Below are 22310 nucleotides of genomic sequence, written 5' to 3' on the forward strand. Positions count from 1 at the left end.
TAGAGTAGATGAAAACGACAACCACTATCAACTCGGGAGGGTCCGTGTCCGCCGTGTGCCAGGTCACCGGCCGCAAGCCGGGCTACGGCAAGCAGGTCTCGCACTCGCACCGCCGCACTTCGCGGCGCTGGGAGCCGAACCTGCAGAACCGTCGCTACTTCGTGCCCAGCCAGGGCCGCTGGGTGCGGCTGCGCGTCTCCGCGAAGGGCATGAAGACGATCGACAAGCGCGGCATCGAGGCCGTCGTCGCCGAACTGAAGGCAAGGGGAGTGAAGCTGTAATGGCGAAGAGCACCGACGTCCGCCCGGTCATCAAGCTGCGGTCCACCGCGGGCACCGGCTACACGTACGTGACCAAGAAGAACCGGCGGAACGACCCCGACCGGATGGTCCTGCGCAAGTACGACCCCGTCGCGCGCAAGCACGTCGAGTTCAAGGAAGAGCGCTGATGGCCAAGAAGTCGAAGATCGCCAAGAACGAGCAGCGGAAGGTGGTCGCGGCCCGGTACGTCGAACGCCGCCGTGCGCTCAAGGCCGTCATTTCGTCGCTGTCTTCGTCCGCCGAGGAGAAGGGCGAGGCCGTCGTCGCGCTGCAGAAGCTGCCGCGTGACGCGAGCCCGACGCGCATCCGCAACCGGGACGCCGCCGACGGCCGCCCGCGCGGGTACCTGCGCAAGTTCGGGCTGTCGCGGGTGAAGGTGCGGCAGGCCGCGCACAACGGCGAACTGCCCGGCGTCACGAAGTCGAGCTGGTGAGCCGCGTGCCGAAGCCGGACCGGGACCGCCCGGGCAAGCGCAAGGTGAACCTGTTGCACGCCAACCGGATCACCCACGTCGACTGGAAGGACGTCGACCTGCTGCGGAAGTTCATCTCCGACCGCGGCAAGATCCGCGCCCGCCGGGTGACGGGGCTGACGCCGCAGCAGCAGAAGCAGGTCGCCACGGCGATCAAGAACGCACGGGAGATGGCGCTGCTGCCGTACCCGTCGGCGGGTCGCGCCGGCTGACGCGGTCACGCCACCCGGGAGGTTCTCCGGGTGGCGTGACCCACGCTGGGCTGGCGCGGGGCTCCGGCATTAATAGACTCCCGCGCATGGACGACCCGCACTACCTCTCCGGCCTGCAGCTGACCGGCCGCCGCGTTGTCATGTTCGGCGGCGGCAGCGTGGCCCAGCGGCGGCTGCCCCGGCTGATCAGCGCGGGTGCCCGCGTCGAACTGGTGTCGCCGCACACGACGCCGTCGGTGCAGGGGATGGTGGACGCGGGTGAGCTGGTCTGGCACGAGCGCCGCTACGCCGAAGGCGACCTCAAGGACGCGTGGTACGCGCTGGCCTGCACCGACGACCCGCAGGTCAACGCGGAGATCTGCGCCGAAGCCGACCGCGAGCGCGTGTTCTGCGTGCGGGCCGACGAGGGCGAGTCCGGTTCCGCGGTGACCCCGGCGTCGGGACGGCACGGCGGCCTCCTGTTCGGCGTGCTGTCCGGTGGCGAGCCGCTGCGCTCGGCGGCCGTGCGCGACTCGATCCTCGACGGCCTCCACAACGGCACGATCGAGGACGGCCGCACCCCGCACCCGGAGGGCACCCTGCCCGGCGTCGCGCTCGTCGGCGGCGGCCCGGGCGACCCGGAGCTGATCACGGTCCGCGGCCGCCGCCTGCTCTCGCGCGCGGACGTCGTCGTGGTCGACCGGCTGGCGCCCCGCGAACTGCTGGACGAACTCGCCCCCGAGGTGGAGGTCGTCGACGCGGCGAAGATCCCGTACGGCCGCGCGGCCAGCCAGGACGTCATCAACCAGACGCTGATCGAGCGCGCCAAGGAGGGCAAGTTCGTCGTCCGGCTGAAGGGCGGCGACCCTTACCTGTTCGGCCGCGGTTTCGAAGAGGTCCTCGCCTGCGCGGAGGCCGGCGTCCCGGTCACGATGGTCCCGGGCATCACGAGCGCGTTCGCGGTCCCGGCGGTCGCGGACGTCCCGGTCACCCACCGCGGCGTGGCGCACGAGGTGGTGGTGGTCTCGGGCCACGTCGCCCCGGACGACGACCGGTCGCTGGTCGACTGGGAGCTGCTGGCCCGGCTGCGCGGCACGATCGTGCTGATGATGGGCGTCGAGCGCCTCCCGCAGTTCGCGAAGGCGCTCCTGGACGGCGGCCGCCCGTCGGACACCCCGGTGGCGATCATCGAGGACGGCACGATGCGCACCCAGCGGGCGCTGCGCTCCACCCTGGACACGGTGGTCACGGACGCGGCGGCGTCCGGAGTCCGCCCACCCGCGGTGATCGTGATCGGCCCGGTGGCCGGCCTCGCGCCGGTTCAGCCCGCGTAGGGGAGCAGCCGGCCGGCGGCGGCGAGGACCGCGTCGGCGACCTCGGGCAGGGGCAGGCGGCCGTCGACGACGACCGTCGCGCCGAGCCGCCGGTAAGCGGCCTCGGCGCCTTCGTTGGCGTCGAGCGCCGCCGCGAGCTCCTCCGGGTGCTTGCCGAAGCTGTTCGACGTGCGGCTCAGGAGCCGGTCCCGGAGCGTGCCGTCGTCGACCACCAGGCAGACCACGAGGTCGAAGAGGTCCCGGACGTCGCCGTCGTTCTCGGTCGAGCCGCAGAAGAACGCGATCCCGTCGCGCGCCCCGGCCGCGAGCGCCTCGACTTCCGCGCGGCTGGTCTGCCACCCGTAGCGGTCGAGCCAGCCCGGCGGCACCGGATCGGGGGGATCGACGACGACCTGCCCGCTCGTCCGGTCCACCCAGTGGTTGTAGCCCTCCCAGTCCGCGTCGACCGCGTGCTCGCCCCGGCTCTTCAGGAGTGCGCAGACCGCCGACTTGCCCGCCCCCGAGTTGCCGGTCACCCACACCAGCGGCACCGGCTCACTCCTCGTAGCAGCTCGCGGCGAAGTCCCGGATCGCGTCCGACAGCCTGGTCGGGTCGAACCGCAGCTCGACCGGGCTGCGGGCCTGGACGAACTCCGCCTCCGGCATGTCGATCGCCAGCGTGTCCGCGTCGCCGAAGGGGTGGATGGGGTCGCCCTGGTGGCCGATCACCAGCGCGCGGGTCGTGATCTTGCGGCGCACCGACTTCGGCGGCGCGATCCGGCCGAACAGCACGCCGTGCAGCAGCGCCGCCATCGGGGCCGGGCGCTGCGAGAGCGTGTCCGTCACGACGTCGACCCACTGGTTGCCGTGCGGGACCAGAGAAGCCGCCAGGGCCACGGCCTGCACCGTGACCGGCAGGAAGCGGGCCGCCATCAGCAGCGGGGCGAACGTGATCAGCCCCGCGACGATCGCGTTGTCCAGCACCGGCATCTCGACGATCAGCCCGCGAGCGCGCTCCGGCGCCTGGACCGCCACTTCCAGCGAGACGTTCGCGCCCAGCGACGTCCCGCCGATCACCGCGGACGAGACCTCGAGGTGGTCGAGCAGCGCCAGCGTCTGCTCGGCGAACGACGGCATCGAGTAGAGCCACGACTCGGTCGGCCGGTCGGAGTCGCCGTGGCCGAGGAGGTCGAGCGTGATCACCCGGAAGCCCGCGCGGGCCAGCCGGCGCGCCAGCGGGGCGTGCATGCGGCGGGTCAACATGATGCCGTGGGTGAGCACGACGACGCGGTCGCCGCTGCCGAACTCGGTGTACCAGAGCCGGTGGCCCTCGTGGTCGAACGAGCCGGTCAGCTCGATCGGCCGGGACGCGCGCCGGGTGGGCGGGGCCGGGGGCTCCGGCTCGATCAAGGTCGCGCTGCTGGCCGGGCTCATGTCCCACCGTCCTCCCCGCGTCGTGGTCGCCTGAATCCAGGAAAACATCCCGTGACCACGTTGGCACGGTGACTCGCGCGTCAATTGACAACATGCCAATGGCGGCTCGTCGCGGCCATGGGTCAAGATGACCCCATGACCGCTACTGCTGACAGTCTGCCCGACCTCGTGTCCCTGAAGGTCGACGTGGCCGGCCCCGTGGCCGAAGTGACGCTGCTCGGCCCGTCCAAGGGCAACGCGATGGGCCCCGACTTCTGGCGCGAGCTGCCGCTGGTGTTCCGCGCGCTGGACGCGGACCCGCAGGTCAGGGCGGTCGTGCTGACCGGCAGTGGCAAGCACTTCTCCTACGGTCTCGACCTGCCGGCGATGATGGGCGACTGGGCGCCGATGCTGGGCGGCGACAGCCTCGCGGGCCCGCGGACGGCGTTCCTCGACCAGGTCCGGTCACTGCAGGCGGCGGTCAGCTCCATCGCGGAATGCCGCAAACCGGTCGTCGCGGCCGTTTCGGGCTGGTGCATCGGGGGCGGGGTGGACGTTGTCGCCGCCGCGGACATCCGGCTGGCCAGTGCCGACGCGAAGTTCAGCGTCCGCGAGGTGCGCGTCGCCATCGTCGCGGACCTCGGCAGCCTGCAGCGGCTGGCCTCGATCATCGGCGAAGGGCACCTGCGGGAGCTCGCCCTGACCGGCAAGGACGTCGACGCCGCGCGCGCCGAGAAGATCGGGCTCGTCAACGACGTGTACGAAGACCAGGACGCGCTGCTGAAGGCCGCGCGGGAACTCGCCGCCGAGATCGCTGCGAACCCGCCGCTCGTGGTGCAGGGTACGAAGCAGGTACTGGCGACGAACACCGAGCGCCAGGTCGCCGACGGCCTCCGGTACGTCGCGGCGTGGAACTCGGCGTTCCTGCCCAGCAAGGACCTCGGCGAAGCGGTCCAGGCGTTCATGGAGCGTCGCGCGCCGGAGTTCAAGGGCGAATAACGAGGAGGAAGCGTGAGCGCTTCGGAGGTCCACCACGCGTTCCGGGTGGCGCGGGACTACCTGCAGGCCCACCGCGAGGACTACGACACGGCCTACCGGGATTTCCGCTGGCCGGAGTTCGACGAGTTCAACTGGGCGATCGACTGGTTCGACGTCGTCGCGCACGACCCGGACAACGCCGAGCGGTACGCGCTGTGGATCGTCGAAGAGGACGGCACCGAGAACCGCTGGACCTACCCGGAGCTCTCGGGCCGGTCCAACCAGGTGGCGAACTGGCTGCGCACCCTCGGCGTCCGCCGCGGCGACCGGCTGATCCTCATGCTGGGCAACCAGGGCGAGCTGTGGGAGACCATCCTCGCGGCGATCAAGCTCGGCGCCGTGATCATCCCGGCGTCGACGCTGCTCGGCCCGGCCGATCTGACCGACCGCGTCGAGCGCGGCGCGGCCAAGCACGTCGTGGTCCGCTCGGTGGACGCGGAGAAGTTCGCGGACGTCGACGGCGACTACACGCGGATCGCGGTCGGGGAGCCGGTCGAAGGCTGGCAGCAGTACTCGGCCGCCTTCGCCGAGTCGCCCGAGTTCACCCCGGACGGCCCGACGAAGGCCGGCGACCCGCTGCTGCTCTACTTCACCTCCGGCACCACGGCGAAGCCGAAGCTGGTGCAGCACACGCACGTCTCGTACCCGGTGGGCCACCTCTCGACGATGTACTGGATCGGGCTCGAGCCGGGCGACGTCCACCTCAACATCTCCTCGCCGGGCTGGGCGAAGCACGCGTGGAGCAACTTCTTCGCGCCGTTCAACGCCGAAGCGACGGTGTTCCTCTACAACTACAACCGGTTCGACGCGGGCGCGCTGATGGCGCAGATGGACCGCTGCGGCGTGACGAGCTTCTGCGCGCCGCCGACGGTGTGGCGGATGCTCATCCAGGCCGACCTCACGGCGCTGAAGACGCCGCCGAAGAAGGTGGTCGGGGCGGGGGAGCCGCTCAACCCCGAGGTGATCGACCAGGTCGAGAAGTCGTGGGGCGTCACGATCCGCGACGGCTTCGGCCAGACGGAGAGCAGCGTCCAGATCGCCAACACGCCGGGCCAGGACGTCGTGCCCGGCTCGATGGGCCGCCCGCTGCCCGGGTTCGTGGTGGCGCTGGTGGACCCGGTCAGCGGCGAGCGCGCGTCCGAAGGCGAGATCTGCCTCGACCTCCAGCACCGCCCGGTCGGCCTGATGACCGGGTACGCCGGCGACGACGAGCGCACGTCGGCGGCCTTCGCCGGCGGCTTTTACCACACCGGTGACGTCGGTTCGATCGACGAACGCGGCTACATCACCTACGTCGGGCGCACGGACGACGTGTTCAAGGCGTCGGACTACCGGATCTCGCCGTTCGAGCTGGAGAGCGTGCTGATCGAGCACGACGCGGTGGCCGAAGCGGCGGTCGTCCCGGCGCCCGACCCGATCCGGCTGGCCGTGCCGAAGGCCTACGTGGTGCTGGCTTCGGGTTTTTCCCCGGACGCCGAGACGGCGCGGTCGATCCTGGCGTACTGCCGCGAGCACCTGGCGCCGTACAAGCGGATCCGGCGGCTCGAGTTCGCGGAGCTGCCGAAGACGATCTCGGGCAAGATCCGCCGGGTCGAGCTGCGCGGCCGGGAGAGCGATCCGGCGCGAGGAGCGGGCACTGAGTTCCGCGAAGAGGACTTCCCGGACCTCAAGTCCTGACGGCCGGGGTCAGCCGCGGGTGCCCTCGACCTGGCGACCGTCCTCCGTAGAGCAGGCCGTCACCGGGTCGTTGGCGCCGCTGCCGCAGGTCCAGTCGTCGAGGACGATCGGGCCGGGACCGTCGGGCGAGCTCGCCTCGGCCGGGGTCAGCTTCGCGAAGTAGTCGGTCAGCAGCTTGGTGGCCGCGGCGCAGTCGACCTTGCCGTGGGCCACGACCGCCGTCTTCGCGCCGCCGGACCCGGCGACGTCGCCGCACGGGACGCCGGGCGCCGTCGACTCCGCCGCGGCGGCGGCCGCGGGGACGGGGGCCGGCGCCGCCGGAGCCGGGTCACCGCCGCCGCACCCGGCCAGTGCGGCGGACGCGGCGACGAGCAGCAGGGGGTACGCGAGAGTCTTCATGGGCCCTTCAGGAGCGGAACTTTCGACGGGGATCACTCGGACGGCACGACGGCGGCGAACACCGTCTGCTCGCCCTTGGTGCAGGTGGTGCCGCCTTGCGCGGCGGGCGGCCCGGAGGTGCACAGCCAGCCGTCGACGGTCTCGTTCACCGCGTCGTTCGAGCCCGCGCCCTGGCGGCCGGCGATCTTGCGGTGGAAGTCGCCGACGAGCTTCGTCGCCGCGACGCAGCTGACGCCGGCGGAGCCGCTGTCGAAGACGTAGAGCGTCAGCCCGCTGGCGGCGGTCACGGTCCCGCACGACCCGGGAACCGGCGGCGGCGCCCCGGACGGCTTCGGCGCGGACGGCACCGCGGCCGAGCTGCTCGCGGCGGGCGGCGGCGGGGGAGTACTGGCGGACGTCGTCGCCGGAGCCTCGCTCGACACCGAGGGTGACGACGGAGGTGCGGGAGCCGCCTGTTCGGCGGAGCAGGCGGCGAGCACGGGCAAGGCGAGGCAGGCCACGAGCCACGTCTTCGTGGTGGTCGGGTGGGGCACCGCGATCCTTCCTCCCCGGCTGGCTGACCCGGTCATTCTGGCCCATCCGGGCGACGCCCCGAGGAGCGACGCGCCCACGGGTGTGCCGGAGATTACTCCAGCCGGGTGGCACCCTGATCCGGTGGCTCCCCGAGCACCGTCCACAGTGGACGATTAACATTCCGTTCACGCTCCGAAACATCGGGCTGTCATCCGGAATCGATCGGTCTAATTCGCCCCGCGCCGGTTAACAAACCGGCTCCGCGTGCCGAAGATCTTGGTGGGAGCCCGAAGCGCTCCCCATCCCCGAAACCCGTCCCGATCCCGTGAGAGTCATGAACGCCGACGCTGTTACCAGCACCGAAGACCCGTCCAGTCCGCCGACCGTCCCCTGCACCGTCGTCTGGTGCGGCGGCCGCCCCTACGTCCTCGAGGGACGAGCAGGCCGAGCCCGCTGGATGGGCACCGACTACCGCGGCCGCCCCGAATCGCTGACCAGCGCGGAGCTGCAGCGCCGCGGGTGGAGCCACCGCCGCGCGAGTTGAGCCGGGTCCGGGCCGCCGCCCGTGGCGGCCCGGCTTCGGAAGCCTCACGGGGCCTGTGCCGCATTGCCGGGCCCGCGCCGGTGCCCCCGGATCCCACCGCACCGCTCGGCCTGATCCGGACGAGCTGCGGCTGCCGGGTCCGGGCTGGGTTGCACGGCAGCGCCGGGCTTGGGGGCGCACGGCCGGACCCTGCCCGCCGCCCGAACCTCGCCGCACCGCTCGCCCTGATTCGGGCGCCGCCGGTGGAGAGCAGCCGCCGGAGCCAGGCACCCACCCCGCCCGAGCCACCGCGCCCCGCCCAGGCGCTCGGAACCCCGCCGCGCTATTCGCTCGCGGCCGGCATGAGCTGCCGGTGCCAAGCGGCCGCCGCGCCCCGCCGCCCAGATCCGCCGCCGCACCGCTCGCGCGCAGCCGTGTGAGCCACCGGTACCCAGCGGCCGCCAAGCACCCACAGCGCCGCCCAGCCGCGTCCGAGTCACCCCCGATCCCCGCCGCACCACCCAGCGGCCCGGCCGCGCTCCGCTGTTTAATGGCCCGGTGAGCACAGCCGCGCCCGAACCCGCCGCTCAGGCGGGCGCCTCCGAACCTTCCCTGCTGCGGCAGGCGATGAACGTCCCCAACATCCTGTCCCTGCTGCGGCTGGCCGGCGTGCCGGTGTTCCTCTGGCTGCTGCTCGGCCCCGAGGAGGACGGCTGGGCGCTCGCGCTGCTGGTGTTCAGCGCGCTCACCGACTGGCTCGACGGCAAGCTCGCCCGCTGGCTCAACCAGATGTCGCGGCTCGGGCAGCTGCTCGACCCCGCCGCCGACCGGCTCTACATCCTCGCCACGCTCGTCGCGTTCCTGGTCCGCGAGATCATCCCCTGGTGGGTCGTCGTGCCGCTGCTGCTGCGCGAAGCCGTCCTCGGGGTGTGCGTGCTGACGTTGCGCCGCCGCGGGTTCGCGCCGCCGGAGGTCACCTACATCGGCAAGGGCGCCACCTTCGTGCTGATGTACGCCTTCCCTTTCCTGCTGCTCGCGCAGGGCGGCTCCGACGTCGCCGCGGTCGCGCGGCCGATCGGGTACGCCTTCACCATCTGGGGTGGTGTCCTCTACGTCTGGTCCGGCGTGCTCTACGTCGTCCAGGCGCGCAACGCCTTGCGCGGCGCGGGCGAGTGAGGGCCGGGCCGGGCGGTTGCGCCGTGTGGGTGTAAGACTTCGCCCAGCACGTTTCGCCAGTGAGGGCATGAAAGGGGACCGGCGGTGTCCGCTCCTGAAGAGCTTCGCTACACCGAGGAACACGAGTGGGTCGCCACCCGCGAGGAGACGCTCGTGCGCGTGGGCATCACCGAGTACGCGCAAGACCAGCTGGGTGACGTCGTGTTCGTCGACCTGCCCGAGGTCGGCCGCCAGCTCAGCACGGGCGACGTCTTCGGCGAGGTCGAGTCGACCAAGAGCGTCTCCGAGCTGTTCGCGCCCGTCGACGGCGAGGTCGTCGCGGTGAACGACGCGGTCGCCGACTCGCCGGAACTCATCAACAGCGACCCCTACGGCGAGGGCTGGCTGATCGAGATCCGGCTCGACGACCCGGCGGGTCTGGAAGCGCTGCTCGAAGCCGAGGCCTACGACGCCCTGACCAAGGGCTGAACCCCGCTCCGCCGGTTCGGGGAGCCGGGGCTCGGAGAATCGATCAGGCACGGTACGTTGGCAGCTACACGTTCTTGAGTACTAGGCAACACAGCATGTGTGGAGGAGAGCTCAGGTGAGCACGAACGACGGGCCCGGCGGCGTTCCCCCGGAGCAGTCTCCGGAGCGGACCTCTGTCTTCCGGGCCGACTTCCTGGCCGAAGTCGAAGGCCACGAGTCCGCCCCCGCCGCGGAGGCGCCCGTCCAGGGTGTCGACGCCCTGCCGGCGGGTTCGGCGCTGCTGGTCGTGAAGCGCGGGCCCAACGCGGGTTCGCGGTTCCTGCTCGACCGCGACACCACCAGCGCCGGGCGGCACCCGGACAGCGACATCTTCCTGGACGACGTCACGGTCTCCCGTCGGCACGCCGAGTTCCGGCGTGAGGGCGGCGAGTTCGTCGTCATCGACGTCGGCAGCCTCAACGGCACCTACGTCAACCGCGAGCCGGTCGACCAGGCCGTCCTCGCCGGCGGCGACGAGGTGCAGATCGGGAAGTTCCGCCTGGTCTTCCTGACCGGCCCGGGGCACGGGGGCCAGGGGGCGCAGTGACGGCGGCCGGACGGCCACAACGCGACGGGTTGAGCATCGGGGCCGTTCTCGCGCAGCTGCGCGGCGACTTCCCCGATGTCACCATCTCCAAGATCCGGTTCCTCGAAGCCGAAGGCCTGGTCCAGCCGGGCCGGACGCCCTCGGGGTACCGGCAGTTCGCCGCGGCGGACGTGGAGCGTCTCAGGTTCGTCCTGGCCGCCCAGCGGGACCACTACCTCCCGTTGAAGGTCATCAAGGAACAGCTGGACGCGGCGGACTCGGGTGCCGAGCCCGCCGCGGCCCTGCCCCGCCCGCCGCGCCGGCTGGTGCCGATCGACGCGCCGGCCGAGAACGTCGGCCTGCCCGTGGCCGCCGACTTCACCACGGGCAAGGAGCTGCGCCTGACCCAGGAGGAACTCCTGGAGCAGGCCGGCATCGACGCGGCCGCGCTGGCCGAGCTGCAGCAGTACGGCCTGGTCCGGCCCGGTCCCGCCGGGTTCTTCGACCCGGACGCGGTGCTGGTGGCGCGGACGGTTAAGGCGATGACCGAATTCGGTATCGAGCCGAGACATCTGCGTGCCTTCCGCGCCGCGGCCGACCGCGAGGTCGGGTTGCTGGAGCAGATCGTGACCCCGGTGTACCGCCACCGTGACCCGGAGGCCAAATCGAGGGCCGATGAGGTGGTGCGAGAGCTCGCGGCACTGTCCGTGACGCTGCACACGCTCCTCGTCAAGGCCGGAATCCGTGGCGTCGCGGGGTGTTGATCACGGTGCGGGCCACAACGGGGTAGTGAGATCCTCTATGTGGTCCCATGTCAATGACTGAATGTTCGGCACCGCATGCCGTACCGTGAAGGCACGGGTTTGCGGCAGGCGAACCGAGAGAGTCCGGACAGCGAGCACAGCGCGCGGATGACGGGTAGCGTCGACAGTGGCGGCGCGAAGCCGTTCCACCGCTGAAGCCCGTGCACGAGAGGGAGGCGAAATCCGATGAGCGAAATGCGCGTCGTCGGGGTGCGGGTCGAGCTGCCCGCGAATCAGCCGATCTTGTTGCTGCGGGAAACCGAGGGCGAACGGTACCTGCCGATCTGGATCGGCTCGGTCGAAGCCACCGCCATCGCCTTGGAGCAGCAGGGAGTCCGCCCGGCCCGCCCGCTCACGCATGACCTGCTGAAAGAGGTCATCGGAGCGCTCGGCCGCGAACTCGAGCAGGTCGTCATCACCGACCTCAAGGAAGGCACGTTCTTCGCGGAACTCGTCTTCGACGGCGACATCCGGGTGTCCGCCCGGCCGAGCGACTCGGTCGCGCTGGCCCTGCGGATCGGCGTCCCCATCCACGCCGTGGACGCGGTGCTGGAAGAGGCCGGCCTGATCATCCCGGACGAGCAGGAGGACGAGGTCGAGAAGTTCCGCGAGTTCCTCGACTCCGTGTCGCCCGAAGACTTCCGGGGAGCCGACACGTAAGACCTTGCCTTGACGCGGACGTCAACGTCTAGCGTCGAGGCATGCGGATCGGAGAATTGGCGCAGCGCACGGGTGTCACCACCCGTGCGCTGCGTTTTTACGAGGACCAGGGCCTCCTCGCGGCCCGTCGCTCGGCGAACGGCTACCGCGACTACGACGAGGACGACCTCCAGCTGGTCAAGGAGATCCAGACCCTGCAGACGGTGGGGCTGACCCTCGAGGAGACCCGGCCGTTCGTCGAGTGCCTGCGCAGCGGTCACGAAACCGGCGACGCCTGCGCCAATTCGATCGAGGTCTACCGCCGCAAGCTCGAAGAAGCCGACGCGCTCTTGTCCCGGCTCGGCGGCATCCGCGCCGAACTGGCCGCGAAGCTCGCCGGCGCGCTCGCCCGGCAGGCGCCCGATCCGTGTGTCGTGCCCGCATCCCCGCACCCGTGAAGGAGCCCCTCGTGTCCGAGGTAAGTGCTGTCACCGACGCGACGTTCGCCGAGGTCCTCGGCAGCGACGTCCCCGTGCTGGTCGAGTTCTGGGCCACCTGGTGCGGCCCGTGCCGGATGGTCCGCCCGGTGCTGGCGCAGCTGGCCGCCGAGCGGGCCGGGGACCTCGCCGTCCGCAAGATCAACGCGGACGAGAACCCCGAGACGACCCGGTCCTACCAGGTCATGTCGCTGCCGACGATGATCCTGTTCTCGGGCGGCGAGCCGGTCGAGACGATCGTCGGCGCGTTCCCGAAGGCCCGCATCGAAGAGCGGCTCGACCGGGCGCTCACGGCGCCGTCGCTTTGACGAAGGCGTCCGCCACCTCGCGGCCGTACATCTCCAGGTCCAGTGCCGGGTCGGCGGCGTAGGCGGCGGCGACGCCGTCGATGGCCTGAGCGATCGACATCGCCATCACCTCGGGGGTGAAGTCGCCGAACGCGCCCTCGGCCTGGCCCTGCTTGAGCTGGCGGGCCAGGCCGTGCACGCGCAGGTCGTCGACCAGCACCTTCGTCATCACCCAGCCGTCGACGTCGTCGGCGTTGGCGGCCAGCTCGGTCAGCACCCGGACGCACTCCGGGTACGTGCGCAGGAACGCGATCGACGTCTCGATGTGCGCCCGCAGGTAGCCGGCCCGGTCGGCGGGGTCGAGGCCGCCACCGGTGCGCTCGGCCAGGTACTCGTTCTTCGTCTCGACGACCGTGCTGAGCACGGCCTGCATCAGGCCGGCCTTGTTCGTGAAGTGGTAGGAGATCAGCCGGGTGCTGCTGAGCCCGGCCCGCTCCTTGATCTTGGCGAACGTCGTCCGGCGGTAGCCGAGGTCGGCGAGGACGCCGATGGTCGCGCCGATGATCTGGGCGCGCCGCGCGGCTTCGGTGGGGCTGAGGCCCAGCTCGGCCATGAGGTCGGTGTTTACTTGCATGAGTAAAAAGTTACTCGGCCGAGTAAACGACGTCAAGATGTTTGAACTCTCGCGCCTCGGGTACGGCGAACGGCTCAAAGGGTCATCCGACCGTTGAGGCTTGCCGCGCGTCGCGTTGACCGGCACTGTCCGGGCGCTTACCGTCGAAGAAGGTAAATCGCCACGGTGTGATTCACGGTCTGGGGCCGGATCGTGGTGATTGATCTCCGGCGGGTCCCGCTCCTGGGACCGTCCGGCTGTCATTCGCCGGCCATCAGGTCGGGCGAGGGGAGGCTTGCGTGGTCGAGGCTGGTTCCGAGAAGCAGCCTGTTGAGGTCGCGAGTGGCGAGCAGGGTGAGCTGTTCCCCGACGACTCGCTGCCGGACGAGCTCGTGGGTTACCGCGGCCCGGCCGCGTGCCAGATCGCCGGGATCACCTACCGCCAGCTCGACTACTGGGCCCGGACGAAGCTGGTCGCACCCAGCATCCGCACGGCGCACGGCTCCGGCTCGCAGCGGCTTTACTCGTTCAAGGACATCCTGGTCCTCAAGGTCGTCAAGCGGCTGCTCGACACCGGCGTCTCGCTGCAGAACATCCGGGTCGCCGTCGACCACCTGCGCCTGCGCGGGGTCCGCGACCTGGCGCGGGTGACGCTGTTCTCCGACGGCACCACAGTCTACGAGTGCACCTCGCCGGAGGAGATCGTCGATCTGCTCCAGGGCGGGCAAGGCGTCTTCGGCATCGCGGTCAGCGGAGCGATGCAGGAAATCAGCGGGACCATCCACGAATTCCCGGCCGAGCGCGCCGACGGCGGCGTCGTCGAGACGCACCAGCCGGACGAGCTCACCCAGCGCCGCAACGCACGCAAGACCGGGTGATCACCGCTGCGGCGGACGGAGTAAGGTTACTCGTGCGGTCGACGAACCCGCGCGGGAGAGTCCGAGCCACACCTTGAGCTCGGCGCCGAAGGAGCAAGTCCTCCCCGGAACCTCTCAGGCACCCTGGACCGCGCGGATGAGACGCCTCTGGAAAGCGGGTCGTCAGGACACAGCCTGATGGCCCCGCCGACGGTGCAAGCCCGGTTCAACCACGCGGGCGAAACTCTCAGGCGCCCAGAAATGGGTACGGACAGAGTGGGGAGGCCAGGACACTGTGGTCCCGGCCCAGCCCCGCTGTCCCCAGGAGGCCTTCGTGAATCCGTCACTCGCCTCGCTGGAGCAGGGGATCCCGTTCGACGAGCGGCACATCGGGCCTGGTCCGGACCAGCTGCGCAAGATCCTCGACGTCATCGGGGTCGCATCCCTCGACGAACTCGCCGAGCACGCCGTTCCCGCGTCGCTGCGCGATTCCGCCGAGCCGCTCGTCCTGCCGCCCGCGGCTTCCGAAGCCCAGGCGCTGGCCGAGTTGCGCGCGCTGGCTGCCCGGAACCGGCCGACCGCCGCGATGATCGGGCTCGGCTACCACGACACCGTGACCCCGCCGGTGATCCGGCGGAACGTGCTCGAGAACCCGGCCTGGTACACCGCCTACACGCCCTACCAGCCGGAAATTTCCCAAGGGCGGCTCGAAGCGCTGCTCAACTTCCAGACCATGATCGCGGACTTGACCGCGCTGCCGGTCGCGAACGCCTCCCTCCTCGACGAAGCCACCGCGGCCGCCGAAGCGATGACGCTCGTGCGGCGGGCCGGGAAATCGGCGTCGAACCGGTTCGTCGCCGACCGGGACACCCTGCCCCAGACCCTCGCCGTGCTGCGGACGCGAGCCGAGCCGCTCGGGATCGAGCTGGTCGTGGAAGACCTGTCCCAGGGGCTCACCGGGCTGGGACTCGGCGGGGACTTCTTCGGCGTGCTGCTGGCCTACCCGGGCGCGTCCGGCGCCGTGCACGAGCTCGACCTGACCATCGCGGAAGCCAAGAAGCACGGCGCGGCGGTGGTCGTCGCCGCTGACCCCCTCGCCTTGACGTTGCTGCGGCCGCCCGGCGAGCTCGGCGCCGACGTCGCGGTCGGGTCGACGCAGCGGTTCGGCGTTCCGCTCGGCTTCGGCGGCCCGCACGCCGCCTACCTCGCGGTGCGGAAGGGCCTCGAGCGGCAGCTGCCCGGGCGCCTGGTCGGCGTGGCGAAGGACGCCGACGGCGCGCCCGCGTACCGGCTCGCGCTGCAGACGCGCGAGCAGCACATCCGCCGCGAGAAGGCGACCTCGAACATCTGCACCGCGCAGGTCCTGCTGGCGGTGATGGCGTCGATGTACGCCGTGTACCACGGGCCCGACGGCCTGCGCGCGATCGCGCTGCGGGCCCACCGGATGGCCACCGTGCTCGCCGCCGGCCTGGCCGAAGGCGGCGTCGAAGTCGTGCACGGCGAGTTCTTCGACACCGTGACCGCGGCGGTGCCGGGCCGGGCGGACACGGTCGTCGCGGCGGCCCGCGACCTGGGCGTGTCCCTGCGCCGGATCGACGACGACCACGTCGGCGCCGCCTGCGACGAGACGACCACCCGGGAACGGCTTTCCTTCGTGTGGAAGGCGTTCGGGGTTTCGGTGTCCGATGTGGACGGCCTGGACGCGGACACGGCCGACGCGCTCCCGGCCCCGCTGCGGCGCACGAGCGAGTTCCTCACGCACCCGGTGTTCCACGAACACCGGTCCGAGACCGCGATGCTGCGGTACCTGCGCCGGCTGTCCGATCAGGACTACGCCCTCGACCGCGGCATGATCCCGCTCGGCTCGTGCACGATGAAGCTCAACGCCACCGCGGAGATGGAGCCGGTCACGTGGCCGGAGTTCGCCGGGCTGCACCCGTTCGCGCCCGCGGAAGACGCCGCCGGCCTCCTCGAAGTCGTGGCCGACCTGAGCGCCTGGCTCGCCCGGATCACCGGCTACGACACGGTTTCCCTGCAACCCAACGCGGGGAGCCAGGGCGAGTTCGCGGGCCTGCTCGCGATCCGCGCGTACCACCGGTGGCGCGGCGAGGACGCGCGGGACGTCTGCCTGATCCCGGCCAGCGCGCACGGCACGAACGCGGCGAGCGCGGTGATGGCGGGCCTGCGGGTGGTCGTCGTCCGCTGCGATGGCGACGGGAACATCGACCTCGCGCACCTCAAGTCCACTGTGGACGAGCACCGCGACGACCTGGCCGCGATCATGCTGACCTACCCGTCGACGCACGGGGTGTACGAGGACACCGTCGGCGAGGTGTGCGCGGCGGTGCACGACGCGGGCGGCCAGGTGTACGTCGACGGCGCCAACCTCAACGCGCTGATCGGCGTCGCCCAGTACGGCCGGTTCGGCGCCGACGTCTCGCACCTCAACCTGCACAAGACCTTCTGCGTCCCGCACGGGGGCGGCGGTCCCGGCGTCGGGCCGATCGGGGTCCGCGCGCACCTGGCGCCGTTCCTGCCCAACCACCCGCTGCAGCCGGCGGCCGGCCCGGCGACGGGTGTCGGCCCGGTCAGCGCGGCGCCGTGGGGGAGCGCGTCGATCCTGCCGATCTCGTGGGCGTACATCCGGATGATGGGCGCCGAAGGCCTGCGGCGCGCGACGCTGGTGGCGGTGGCCAACGCCAACTACATCGCCCGGCGCCTCGGCGAGCACTACCCGGTGCTGTACGCGGGCCGTTCGGGTTTCGTGGCGCACGAGTGCATCCTCGACCTGCGGCCGCTGACGAAGGCCACGGGTGTGACCGTGGACGACGTGGCGAAGCGGCTCGCGGACTACGGGCTGCACGCGCCGACGATGTCGTTCCCGGTCGCGGGCACGCTGATGGTCGAGCCGACGGAGAGCGAGGACCTGGCCGAGCTGGACCGCTTCTGCGCGGCGATGATCGCGATCCGCGCCGAGATCGACCGGGTGGCGTCGGGCGAGTGGCCGCTGGAGCAGTCCCCGCTGCGCCTGGCCCCGCACACGGCGGCCTGCGTGGCCGGCGACTGGAACCGCCCGTACCCCCGCGAGACGGCGGTGTTCCCCGCCGGGCGCACCGCGGCGAAGATCTGGCCCCCGGTCCGCCGCATCGACGGCGCGGCCGGCGACCGGAACCTGGTCTGTTCCTGCCCGCCCCCGGAAGCCTTCGCCTGAGGGTCACGACCCCGGCGGGTCCCGCCGCCCTGAAGGGGACGTTCCTGTCGTCACATGACAGGAAAGTCCCCTTCAGGACGCCTCGACCGGCGCGGGACCGGCCTGTGCGCCGGAGCCCTGGACGTGAGGCCGTGAAGGTGGCATTCACGGAGTCGCCAGGTGGACCAGCAATTCGGTGCGGCTGGCGAGCCCGAGCTTGCGGTAGATCTGCTGCAGGTGCTTCTGGACCGTCCGCGGGCTGATCCCGAGCCGGCGGGCGATCTCGCGGTCCGTCGCGGCCCGGGCGACCAGCCGCGCCACCTCCAGCTCGCGGGCGGTCAGCGCCGGGGCCGTGCCCGCGAGCGGCCGGACCGCCGGTCGCTCGTGGCGGGCGAACGCCTGGGCCAGGTGGGGCGTGAGCAGTTCGACCAGGTCGTGGTCGCGGGCGGAGAACCCGGGCCGGGACCGGCTGAGCGTCAGGACGCGCCCGTGGCGGTCGTCGACCTGGACCACGCAGAGGAGTTGGTCGACCGTTCCGCGCGGGCGGTAGAAGTCGGTGTAGAACGGCAGCCCGCGCAGCGTCCGCAGGTCGGCGAGGTCGGTCAACGCGGCCGCCGTGCCCAGCCGCAGCGTTCCGGAGCGGTAGGCCGCGAACCCCGGGTGCTGGTGCGCCTGCGCGCGGAACCCCGGGTGACGCATCAGGTTGTGCTCCGGCCGGTCGGTGACCGTGCCGATCAGGCGCCGGGTCGTGTGCTCGGTGCTCGTGCACGAGACGACGTCGCAGCCGACCAGGCGGCCCAGCGCCGCCAGGCCCTCACCCGGCCCCGCCGCCTTCAGCTCGCGCACCACTTCGAGGGCGCGGTGCAGGCACCGCGCCGTCACTTCACTGCTCACCCGTGATCCCCCTCGGCTCGTCCGGTCAAGAAAGACCCGGACGTGCCGAGGGAGATACGAACCGGACGTTACCGGGCGATCCGGACGTTCAGCGTGGTGTTCGAACCGGCGCTCACCATCGACTGCGCGATGCTGCTGACCCCGGCGGGCGCGCTGTAGGAGTTGTTGTTGCTGTCGTCTTCGTCATCGGTGTGGAAGAAGCCCGACGAGTCGACCCCGGAGAACACGAGGTAGCTGAAGCCGACGTTCGGGAACGCCGTCGTCGTGGCCACCCCCGGCGCGAACAGGCAGAACCGCAGCAGCGTGTTGCTGTCGCTCACGTTCGGGAAGATGTTGCCCGAGAACGAGTTGTTGTTGCTGTCGTCCTCGTTGTCGAACCGGCGCGAGAACTCCTGCGAGCCGTTCGGGCAGTTCGCGCCCAGCTTCAGCACCGCGTAGGGCCGGAACGAGCCGGACTGCGTGACGCCGCGGAACGCGGTGCCGTTGACCCGGCAGAAGAACATCTCCGTGTTGCTGGTGCTGCTGACCGCCCCGATGAACCCACCGCGCGAGTTGGCGTTGCCGGAGTCCTCGTCGTCCATCCGGATCACGATCGCCTCGGTCCCGACCGGGCACGACCGGCTCGCCGGGATGACGCCGACGTCGGTGGTCGCCGCCTGCGCGGGCGCGGCCGACACGGTCAAGGCTCCCGCGAGCGAAGCCAGGAGCAGTGCCGGAACGGTGAAGAGTCGTTTCATGGTGTGCCTTCCTCCCCATTGCTGTGACCGCTCAAGGACACCAACCCGGCCGGGGAAGCGGCCATACGCACTTCTGCGTACTCGGGTCCACGGCGTGAGCACAGGAACGGGAGGTAGGTTGACCGCCATGGCGAGTGCGCACGGTTCCGGTCGGACGTCCGTGGTCGTGACCGGCGGCAGCGGCTTCATCGGCCGGGCCGTCGTGCGCGCCTTCCGCGCCCGGGGCGTCCCGGTCACCGTCGTGGACCGGGTGCCGTTCCCCGAAGACCTCGACGGCGTCCGCGTGGTGACCGGCGACCTGCGCGAGGCCGCCGTCCGCGAAGAGGCCGTGACGGCGGAGACCGCCGGGATCGTGCACCTGGCCGCGCTGACGTCCGTGCTGAAGTCGGTGGAGCTGCCCGAAGACACCTTCGCCGACAACGTTCTCGTCACCCAGGAACTGCTCGAACTCGCCCGCCGCCGGGAGGTGCCGAAGTTCCTGCTCGCCTCCACCAACGCCGTGATCGGCGACGTCGGCACCGCGACGATCACGCCGGACCTGCCGCTGCGGCCGCTGACTCCTTACGGTGCCACCAAAGCGGCGTGCGAGATGCTGCTTTCGGGCTACGCCGGCGCGTACGGCATGACGACGTGTGCGTTGCGGTTCACCAACGTCTACGGTCCGGGAATGTCCCACAAGGACAGTTTCGTGCCGCGCATGATGCGGGCCGCGCTGTCCGGCACCGGCGTCAAGGTCTACGGCGACGGCCGGCAGCGCCGCGACCTCGTGCACGTCGACGACGTCGTCGGCGCGATCCTGTCGGCTTTCGACAGCGGCTACTCCGGCCGGGCGATCGTCGGTGCCGGGCGCTCGGTGTCCGTGCTGGAGATGGTCGAGGCCGTGCGCGAAGTGACCGGTGCCGAGCTGCCCGTCGAGCACGTCGACGCGCCGGCGGGGGAGATGCCCGCGGTGGTCGTCGACGTCTCGGCCAGCGCCGCGACGATCGGCTACCAGCCGTCGGTCTCGCTGGTCGACGGCTTGGCCACGGCGTGGAAGTACTTCTCGGGTCTCGACCGTCCGAACGCGACACCGTGACGGCGTTCCTCCGGCGCCACTGGCTGCTCCTCCTGCTCCTCGTCCCGGCGATCACGCTCCGGGTGCTGACCTGGCTCGCCTACCGGCCGGCGCTGCTGTACATCGATTCGTTCCGCTACCTCGACAACCTGCACGCGCTGCGCGCCGACCAGCTCGACCCGATCGGCTACGACCTGGTGCTGCGGCCGCTCCTCGCGGTCGGCGGCCTGGCGTGGGTGGCGGCGGTCCAGCACGCCGGCGGAATCCTGATCGCGATCGGCTTGTACGCGCTCGTGCGGCGGCTCGGCGGCCGCCCGTGGGTCGCCGCGCTCGCCGCGGTGCCGCTGCTGTTCGACGCCTACCAGCTGCAGATCGAACAGAACATCATGTCCGAGGTGACGTTCGAGGCGGTGCTCCTCGGGCTCCTGTGGCTGCTGCTCGGCTGGGGTACGCCGGGCTGGAAACGCGCCGGCGTCGCGGGGTTGCTGCTCGGCTTCGGCGTGCTGACCCGGCTGATCGGCGTCTCCCTTGCCCTGCCGCTGCTGGTGTTCCTCGTCGTGGCCGGGGGAGCGTGGCGGCACTGGGCGGGCTGGCGCCGGGCCGGTGCCGGGCTGCTCGGCCTGCTCGCCGTCCTCGTGCCGTACTCGGCGCGGGTGCACTCGGAGACCGGGAAGTGGGGGCTGACCGGGCCGTCGGGGAACATGCTCTACGGCCGCACCGCCGCCGTCGCCGACTGCACGAGTCTCGACGTTTCAGCTGAACTGCGGGTGTTCTGCCCGGCCGAGCCGCGCGAGACCCGGCTGGTGGACAACTACACGCACGCCGACCTCGACCCGAACTGGCCCGGCCCGCTGCCGCCCGGCGCCGACAAGGCCGCGCTGGCCCACGCATTCGCCGTCGACGTCCTGAAGGAGCAGCCCGGCGACGTCGCCGCTGCGATCCTGGACGACTTCGCCAAGAGCTTCGCCTGGAGCCGCGAGCAGGATCCGACCGACGTGCCGCTCGACCGGTGGCAGTTCCAGCTGTCCTACCCGCAGTGGGCCGACCAGTCGCTCATCGACCTGGTCACGCGGCAGAACGACGGCGTCGTGGCGAGCGTCGACCAACCGGTGGCGAAGATCCTGCGCGACTACCAGCTGGGCGGCGGCTACGTCTCCGGCGGAGTGCTCGGCCTGGCCGCACTGCTCGGGCTGCTGACGGTCTTCCGGCGCAAGAAGCCGCTGGACCGGGCGCGGGCGGGCGCGCTCCTGGCGGCGTCGAGCGGTCTGGTCCTGCTCTTCGCCTCGGCGGTGTTCCAGTTCTCGTGGCGCTACCAGATCCCGGCGCTCGTGCTGTTCCCGGTGGCCGGCACGCTCGGCTTCACGACGCTGACTTCGGCGAGCCGGAAGCGCCTCGCGGCCTTCCCCGACGACGTCGATTCCGTCGCCCTGGCCGACTTCCGCGGCCGCCACCCGGACGTTTCGTTCGCGCCGCTGACCGTCGTCATCGCCGCCTACCACGAGGCCGGCGGGATCGGCGAGGTCCTGGAGAAGATGCCGGACCGGTGCCTCGGGATGCCGGTGGACGTCCTCGTCGTCGTCGACGGCGGGACCGACGACACGGCCGCGATCGCCGAGGCGCACGGCGCGTACGTGTGCGTGGCGCCGCGCAACCGCGGCCAGGGCGCGGCCCTGCGCCTGGGCTACCACCTCGCGGCGGAGGCGGGTGCCGAGTACGTCGTCACGACCGACGCCGACGGCCAGTACGACAACAGCGAACTGGAAGCGCTGGTCAGCCCGGTCGTCGAGGGCACCGCGGACTTCGTCACCGGGTCCCGGCGGCTCGGGCACGAGGAGGCCGACAGCCGCGTCCGGTGGCTCGGCGTGCGGGTGTTCGCCGCGCTGGCGTCGGTGCTGACCGCGCGGCGGATCACCGACACGTCGTTCGGCTTCCGCGCGATGCGGGCCGAGCTGGCCTGCTCGGTGCCGCTCAACGAACCGCAGTACCAGTCCTCGGAGCTGCTGCTCGGCGTGACCGCGCGCGGCGCGAGGGTGCGTGAGCTGCCGATGAGCATGCGGCTGCGCAAGGCGGGCAAGAGCAAGAAGGGCGGCAGCCTCGTCTACGGCGCGAACTACGCCCGCGTCATGACGGGGACGTGGTGGCGGGGGTACGTGCTGCGCCGCGGCCGAAAACGACCCGGTCGAGCAGCGTGAACTTGAGGACGAACACCAGCGCGTAACTGCCGGTGTACGCGCCGTCGACGAGCACGACCCACCAGAAGTGCGGCAGGTCCGCCCGCGCCAGCAGTGAACCGGCCAGCGTCGTCAGTCCGATCGAGGCGAGCCCGCCGAGACCGATGACCGCCAGGTAGGGCAGCAGCTCACGGCGGACGCGCGGCCGCCCGGTGCGGCCCCACACCCAGCGGCGGGTGACCAGGAAGTTCAGCACCGCGCCGGCGGCCCAGGCCAGCGTGCCGGCGAGCGCGGCGGCCCCTCCGGTGGCGAGGACGGTCAGCAGGACGACCTGGCTCAGCACCGTGGCGGCGACCGACGTCGCGGCGGCGCGGGCCAGGCGGGCCCAGCCGCGGCGGCGGGTCTTCTCCGTTGTGCGGGGCCGCACGCCGTTGGTTACGGTCGTCATGTCCCCATCCTCCCCGCGGGCCGGCCGCGCCGCCGTCCGGCCCCCGCACGCA

Annotated in this window: 27 protein-coding genes and 1 riboswitch; of the genes, 19 read left to right on the plus strand and 8 right to left on the minus strand. The window is 71.5% G+C overall.

Annotated features, from left to right (window positions below):
- Nucleotides 1-44 precede the first annotated feature (44 nt).
- From rpmB to cobA, 5 genes are all read left to right on the plus strand, one after another.
- Complete coding sequence (gene rpmB, locus SD460_RS24075) at nucleotides 45-281, plus strand: 50S ribosomal protein L28 (RefSeq protein WP_086860064.1); 237 nt, start codon at nucleotides 45-47, stop codon at nucleotides 279-281.
- Nucleotides 281-448 (plus strand): 50S ribosomal protein L33, encoded by a 168-nt coding sequence (rpmG, locus tag SD460_RS24080; RefSeq protein WP_285992151.1) that lies wholly within the window; start codon nucleotides 281-283, stop codon nucleotides 446-448. Before rpmB ends, rpmG begins: the two co-directional genes overlap by 1 nt.
- Nucleotides 448-753 (plus strand): 30S ribosomal protein S14, encoded by a 306-nt coding sequence (gene rpsN / locus SD460_RS24085; protein WP_290051968.1) that lies wholly within the window; start codon nucleotides 448-450, stop codon nucleotides 751-753. Before rpmG ends, rpsN begins: the two co-directional genes overlap by 1 nt.
- Complete coding sequence (rpsR, locus tag SD460_RS24090; RefSeq protein ID WP_290051966.1) at nucleotides 750-1004, plus strand: 30S ribosomal protein S18; 255 nt, start codon at nucleotides 750-752, stop codon at nucleotides 1002-1004. Before rpsN ends, rpsR begins: the two co-directional genes overlap by 4 nt.
- Nucleotides 1005-1090: 86 nt before the next feature.
- Nucleotides 1091-2317 carry a uroporphyrinogen-III C-methyltransferase gene (gene cobA / locus SD460_RS24095; RefSeq protein WP_318306769.1) on the plus strand — a complete coding sequence of 409 codons (1227 nt, stop codon included), beginning with the start codon at nucleotides 1091-1093 and terminating at the stop codon, nucleotides 2315-2317.
- On the opposite strand, the gene SD460_RS24100 is transcribed toward cobA, so the two are convergent.
- Entirely contained in the window at nucleotides 2305-2847 is a 543-nt protein-coding gene (locus SD460_RS24100; RefSeq protein WP_290051963.1) for a DEAD/DEAH box helicase family protein, read from the minus strand. The two genes, cobA and SD460_RS24100, sit on opposite strands and share 13 nt — an antisense overlap.
- Before the next feature lie 4 nt (nucleotides 2848-2851).
- The gene (locus tag SD460_RS24105; protein WP_318306770.1) at nucleotides 2852-3730 is read right to left on the minus strand and encodes an alpha/beta fold hydrolase; all 879 of its coding nucleotides are present in this window, start codon (nucleotides 3728-3730) and stop codon (nucleotides 2852-2854) included.
- Between the two features lie 135 nt (nucleotides 3731-3865).
- Here SD460_RS24105 and SD460_RS24110 point away from each other — a divergent pair, with 135 nt between their 5' ends.
- Both SD460_RS24110 and SD460_RS24115 read left to right on the plus strand, forming a co-directional pair.
- Complete coding sequence (locus SD460_RS24110) at nucleotides 3866-4708, plus strand: crotonase/enoyl-CoA hydratase family protein (protein ID WP_290051960.1); 843 nt, start codon at nucleotides 3866-3868, stop codon at nucleotides 4706-4708.
- Between the two features lie 12 nt (nucleotides 4709-4720).
- Complete coding sequence (locus SD460_RS24115; RefSeq protein WP_290051959.1) at nucleotides 4721-6424, plus strand: AMP-binding protein; 1704 nt, start codon at nucleotides 4721-4723, stop codon at nucleotides 6422-6424.
- A 9-nt stretch (nucleotides 6425-6433) separates the two neighbouring features.
- Here the strand turns inward: SD460_RS24115 and SD460_RS24120 are convergent, their stop codons facing one another.
- Together SD460_RS24120 and SD460_RS24125 are read right to left on the minus strand one after the other, a co-directional pair.
- Complete coding sequence (locus SD460_RS24120) at nucleotides 6434-6823, minus strand: hypothetical protein (RefSeq protein ID WP_318306771.1); 390 nt, start codon at nucleotides 6821-6823, stop codon at nucleotides 6434-6436.
- A gap of 32 nt (nucleotides 6824-6855) precedes the next feature.
- Nucleotides 6856-7356 (minus strand): hypothetical protein, encoded by a 501-nt coding sequence (locus SD460_RS24125; RefSeq protein ID WP_318306772.1) that lies wholly within the window; start codon nucleotides 7354-7356, stop codon nucleotides 6856-6858.
- Nucleotides 7357-7670: 314 nt separating this feature from the next.
- On the opposite strand from SD460_RS24125, the gene SD460_RS24130 reads away from it, so the two are divergent.
- The 8 genes from SD460_RS24130 to trxA all read left to right on the plus strand — a co-directional run bounded on the left by SD460_RS24130 (nucleotide 7671) and on the right by trxA (nucleotide 12315).
- The gene (locus tag SD460_RS24130) at nucleotides 7671-7880 is read left to right on the plus strand and encodes a hypothetical protein (protein ID WP_290057703.1); all 210 of its coding nucleotides are present in this window, start codon (nucleotides 7671-7673) and stop codon (nucleotides 7878-7880) included.
- Nucleotides 7881-8417: 537 nt separating this feature from the next.
- Nucleotides 8418-9035, plus strand: coding sequence for a cardiolipin synthase ClsA (gene clsA, locus SD460_RS24135; RefSeq protein WP_290057702.1), 618 nt, complete (start codon nucleotides 8418-8420; stop codon nucleotides 9033-9035).
- Nucleotides 9036-9119: 84 nt separating this feature from the next.
- Entirely contained in the window at nucleotides 9120-9503 is a 384-nt protein-coding gene (gcvH, locus tag SD460_RS24140) for a glycine cleavage system protein GcvH (protein WP_125316298.1), read from the plus strand.
- A 115-nt stretch (nucleotides 9504-9618) separates the two neighbouring features.
- A complete protein-coding gene (garA, locus tag SD460_RS24145; protein WP_290057701.1) occupies nucleotides 9619-10089 on the plus strand; it encodes a glycogen accumulation regulator GarA in 471 nt (156 codons plus the stop codon).
- Nucleotides 10086-10832 carry a transcriptional regulator FtsR gene (gene ftsR, locus SD460_RS24150; RefSeq protein WP_318306773.1) on the plus strand — a complete coding sequence of 249 codons (747 nt, stop codon included), beginning with the start codon at nucleotides 10086-10088 and terminating at the stop codon, nucleotides 10830-10832. Before garA ends, ftsR begins: the two co-directional genes overlap by 4 nt.
- A gap of 225 nt (nucleotides 10833-11057) precedes the next feature.
- Nucleotides 11058-11531 carry a bifunctional nuclease family protein gene (locus tag SD460_RS24155; protein WP_009078856.1) on the plus strand — a complete coding sequence of 158 codons (474 nt, stop codon included), beginning with the start codon at nucleotides 11058-11060 and terminating at the stop codon, nucleotides 11529-11531.
- Between the two features lie 41 nt (nucleotides 11532-11572).
- Nucleotides 11573-11968 carry a MerR family transcriptional regulator gene (locus tag SD460_RS24160; protein WP_290057699.1) on the plus strand — a complete coding sequence of 132 codons (396 nt, stop codon included), beginning with the start codon at nucleotides 11573-11575 and terminating at the stop codon, nucleotides 11966-11968.
- An 11-nt stretch (nucleotides 11969-11979) separates the two neighbouring features.
- Complete coding sequence (gene trxA / locus SD460_RS24165; protein WP_290057698.1) at nucleotides 11980-12315, plus strand: thioredoxin; 336 nt, start codon at nucleotides 11980-11982, stop codon at nucleotides 12313-12315.
- Here the strand turns inward: trxA and SD460_RS24170 are convergent.
- Nucleotides 12296-12928: a TetR/AcrR family transcriptional regulator gene (locus SD460_RS24170; RefSeq protein WP_290057697.1), complete on the minus strand. Its 633-nt coding sequence runs from the start codon at nucleotides 12926-12928 to the stop codon at nucleotides 12296-12298. The two genes, trxA and SD460_RS24170, sit on opposite strands and share 20 nt — an antisense overlap.
- Nucleotides 12929-13206: 278 nt before the next feature.
- On the opposite strand from SD460_RS24170, the gene SD460_RS24175 reads away from it, so the two are divergent.
- A complete protein-coding gene (locus tag SD460_RS24175) occupies nucleotides 13207-13785 on the plus strand; it encodes a MerR family transcriptional regulator (RefSeq protein ID WP_290057696.1) in 579 nt (192 codons plus the stop codon).
- Nucleotides 13786-13827: 42 nt separating this feature from the next.
- A riboswitch (glycine riboswitch) is annotated at nucleotides 13828-13926 on the plus strand.
- 172 nt (nucleotides 13927-14098) lie between these two features.
- Nucleotides 14099-16975 carry an aminomethyl-transferring glycine dehydrogenase gene (gene gcvP / locus SD460_RS24180; protein WP_318306774.1) on the plus strand — a complete coding sequence of 959 codons (2877 nt, stop codon included), beginning with the start codon at nucleotides 14099-14101 and terminating at the stop codon, nucleotides 16973-16975.
- Between the two features lie 144 nt (nucleotides 16976-17119).
- Here the strand turns inward: gcvP and SD460_RS24185 are convergent, their stop codons facing one another.
- Nucleotides 17120-17848, minus strand: coding sequence for a helix-turn-helix transcriptional regulator (locus SD460_RS24185; RefSeq protein WP_290057694.1), 729 nt, complete (start codon nucleotides 17846-17848; stop codon nucleotides 17120-17122).
- 68 nt (nucleotides 17849-17916) lie between these two features.
- On the minus strand, nucleotides 17917-18585 hold the full coding sequence (locus SD460_RS24190; protein WP_290057693.1) for a hypothetical protein: 669 nt from the start codon (nucleotides 18583-18585) through the stop codon (nucleotides 17917-17919).
- 127 nt (nucleotides 18586-18712) lie between these two features.
- Here SD460_RS24190 and SD460_RS24195 point away from each other — a divergent pair, with 127 nt between their 5' ends.
- Nucleotides 18713-19660 (plus strand): NAD-dependent epimerase/dehydratase family protein, encoded by a 948-nt coding sequence (locus SD460_RS24195; RefSeq protein WP_290057692.1) that lies wholly within the window; start codon nucleotides 18713-18715, stop codon nucleotides 19658-19660.
- On the plus strand, nucleotides 19657-21831 hold the full coding sequence (locus SD460_RS24200) for a glycosyltransferase family 2 protein (RefSeq protein ID WP_290057691.1): 2175 nt from the start codon (nucleotides 19657-19659) through the stop codon (nucleotides 21829-21831). Before SD460_RS24195 ends, SD460_RS24200 begins: the two co-directional genes overlap by 4 nt.
- Here SD460_RS24200 and SD460_RS24205 read toward each other — a convergent pair.
- A complete protein-coding gene (locus SD460_RS24205; protein ID WP_290057690.1) occupies nucleotides 21761-22258 on the minus strand; it encodes a GtrA family protein in 498 nt (165 codons plus the stop codon). The genes SD460_RS24200 and SD460_RS24205 overlap by 71 nt on opposite strands.
- Nucleotides 22259-22310 lie beyond the last annotated feature (52 nt).

The organism is Amycolatopsis solani, assembly GCF_033441515.1.
Classification (GTDB): domain Bacteria; phylum Actinomycetota; class Actinomycetes; order Mycobacteriales; family Pseudonocardiaceae; genus Amycolatopsis; species Amycolatopsis solani.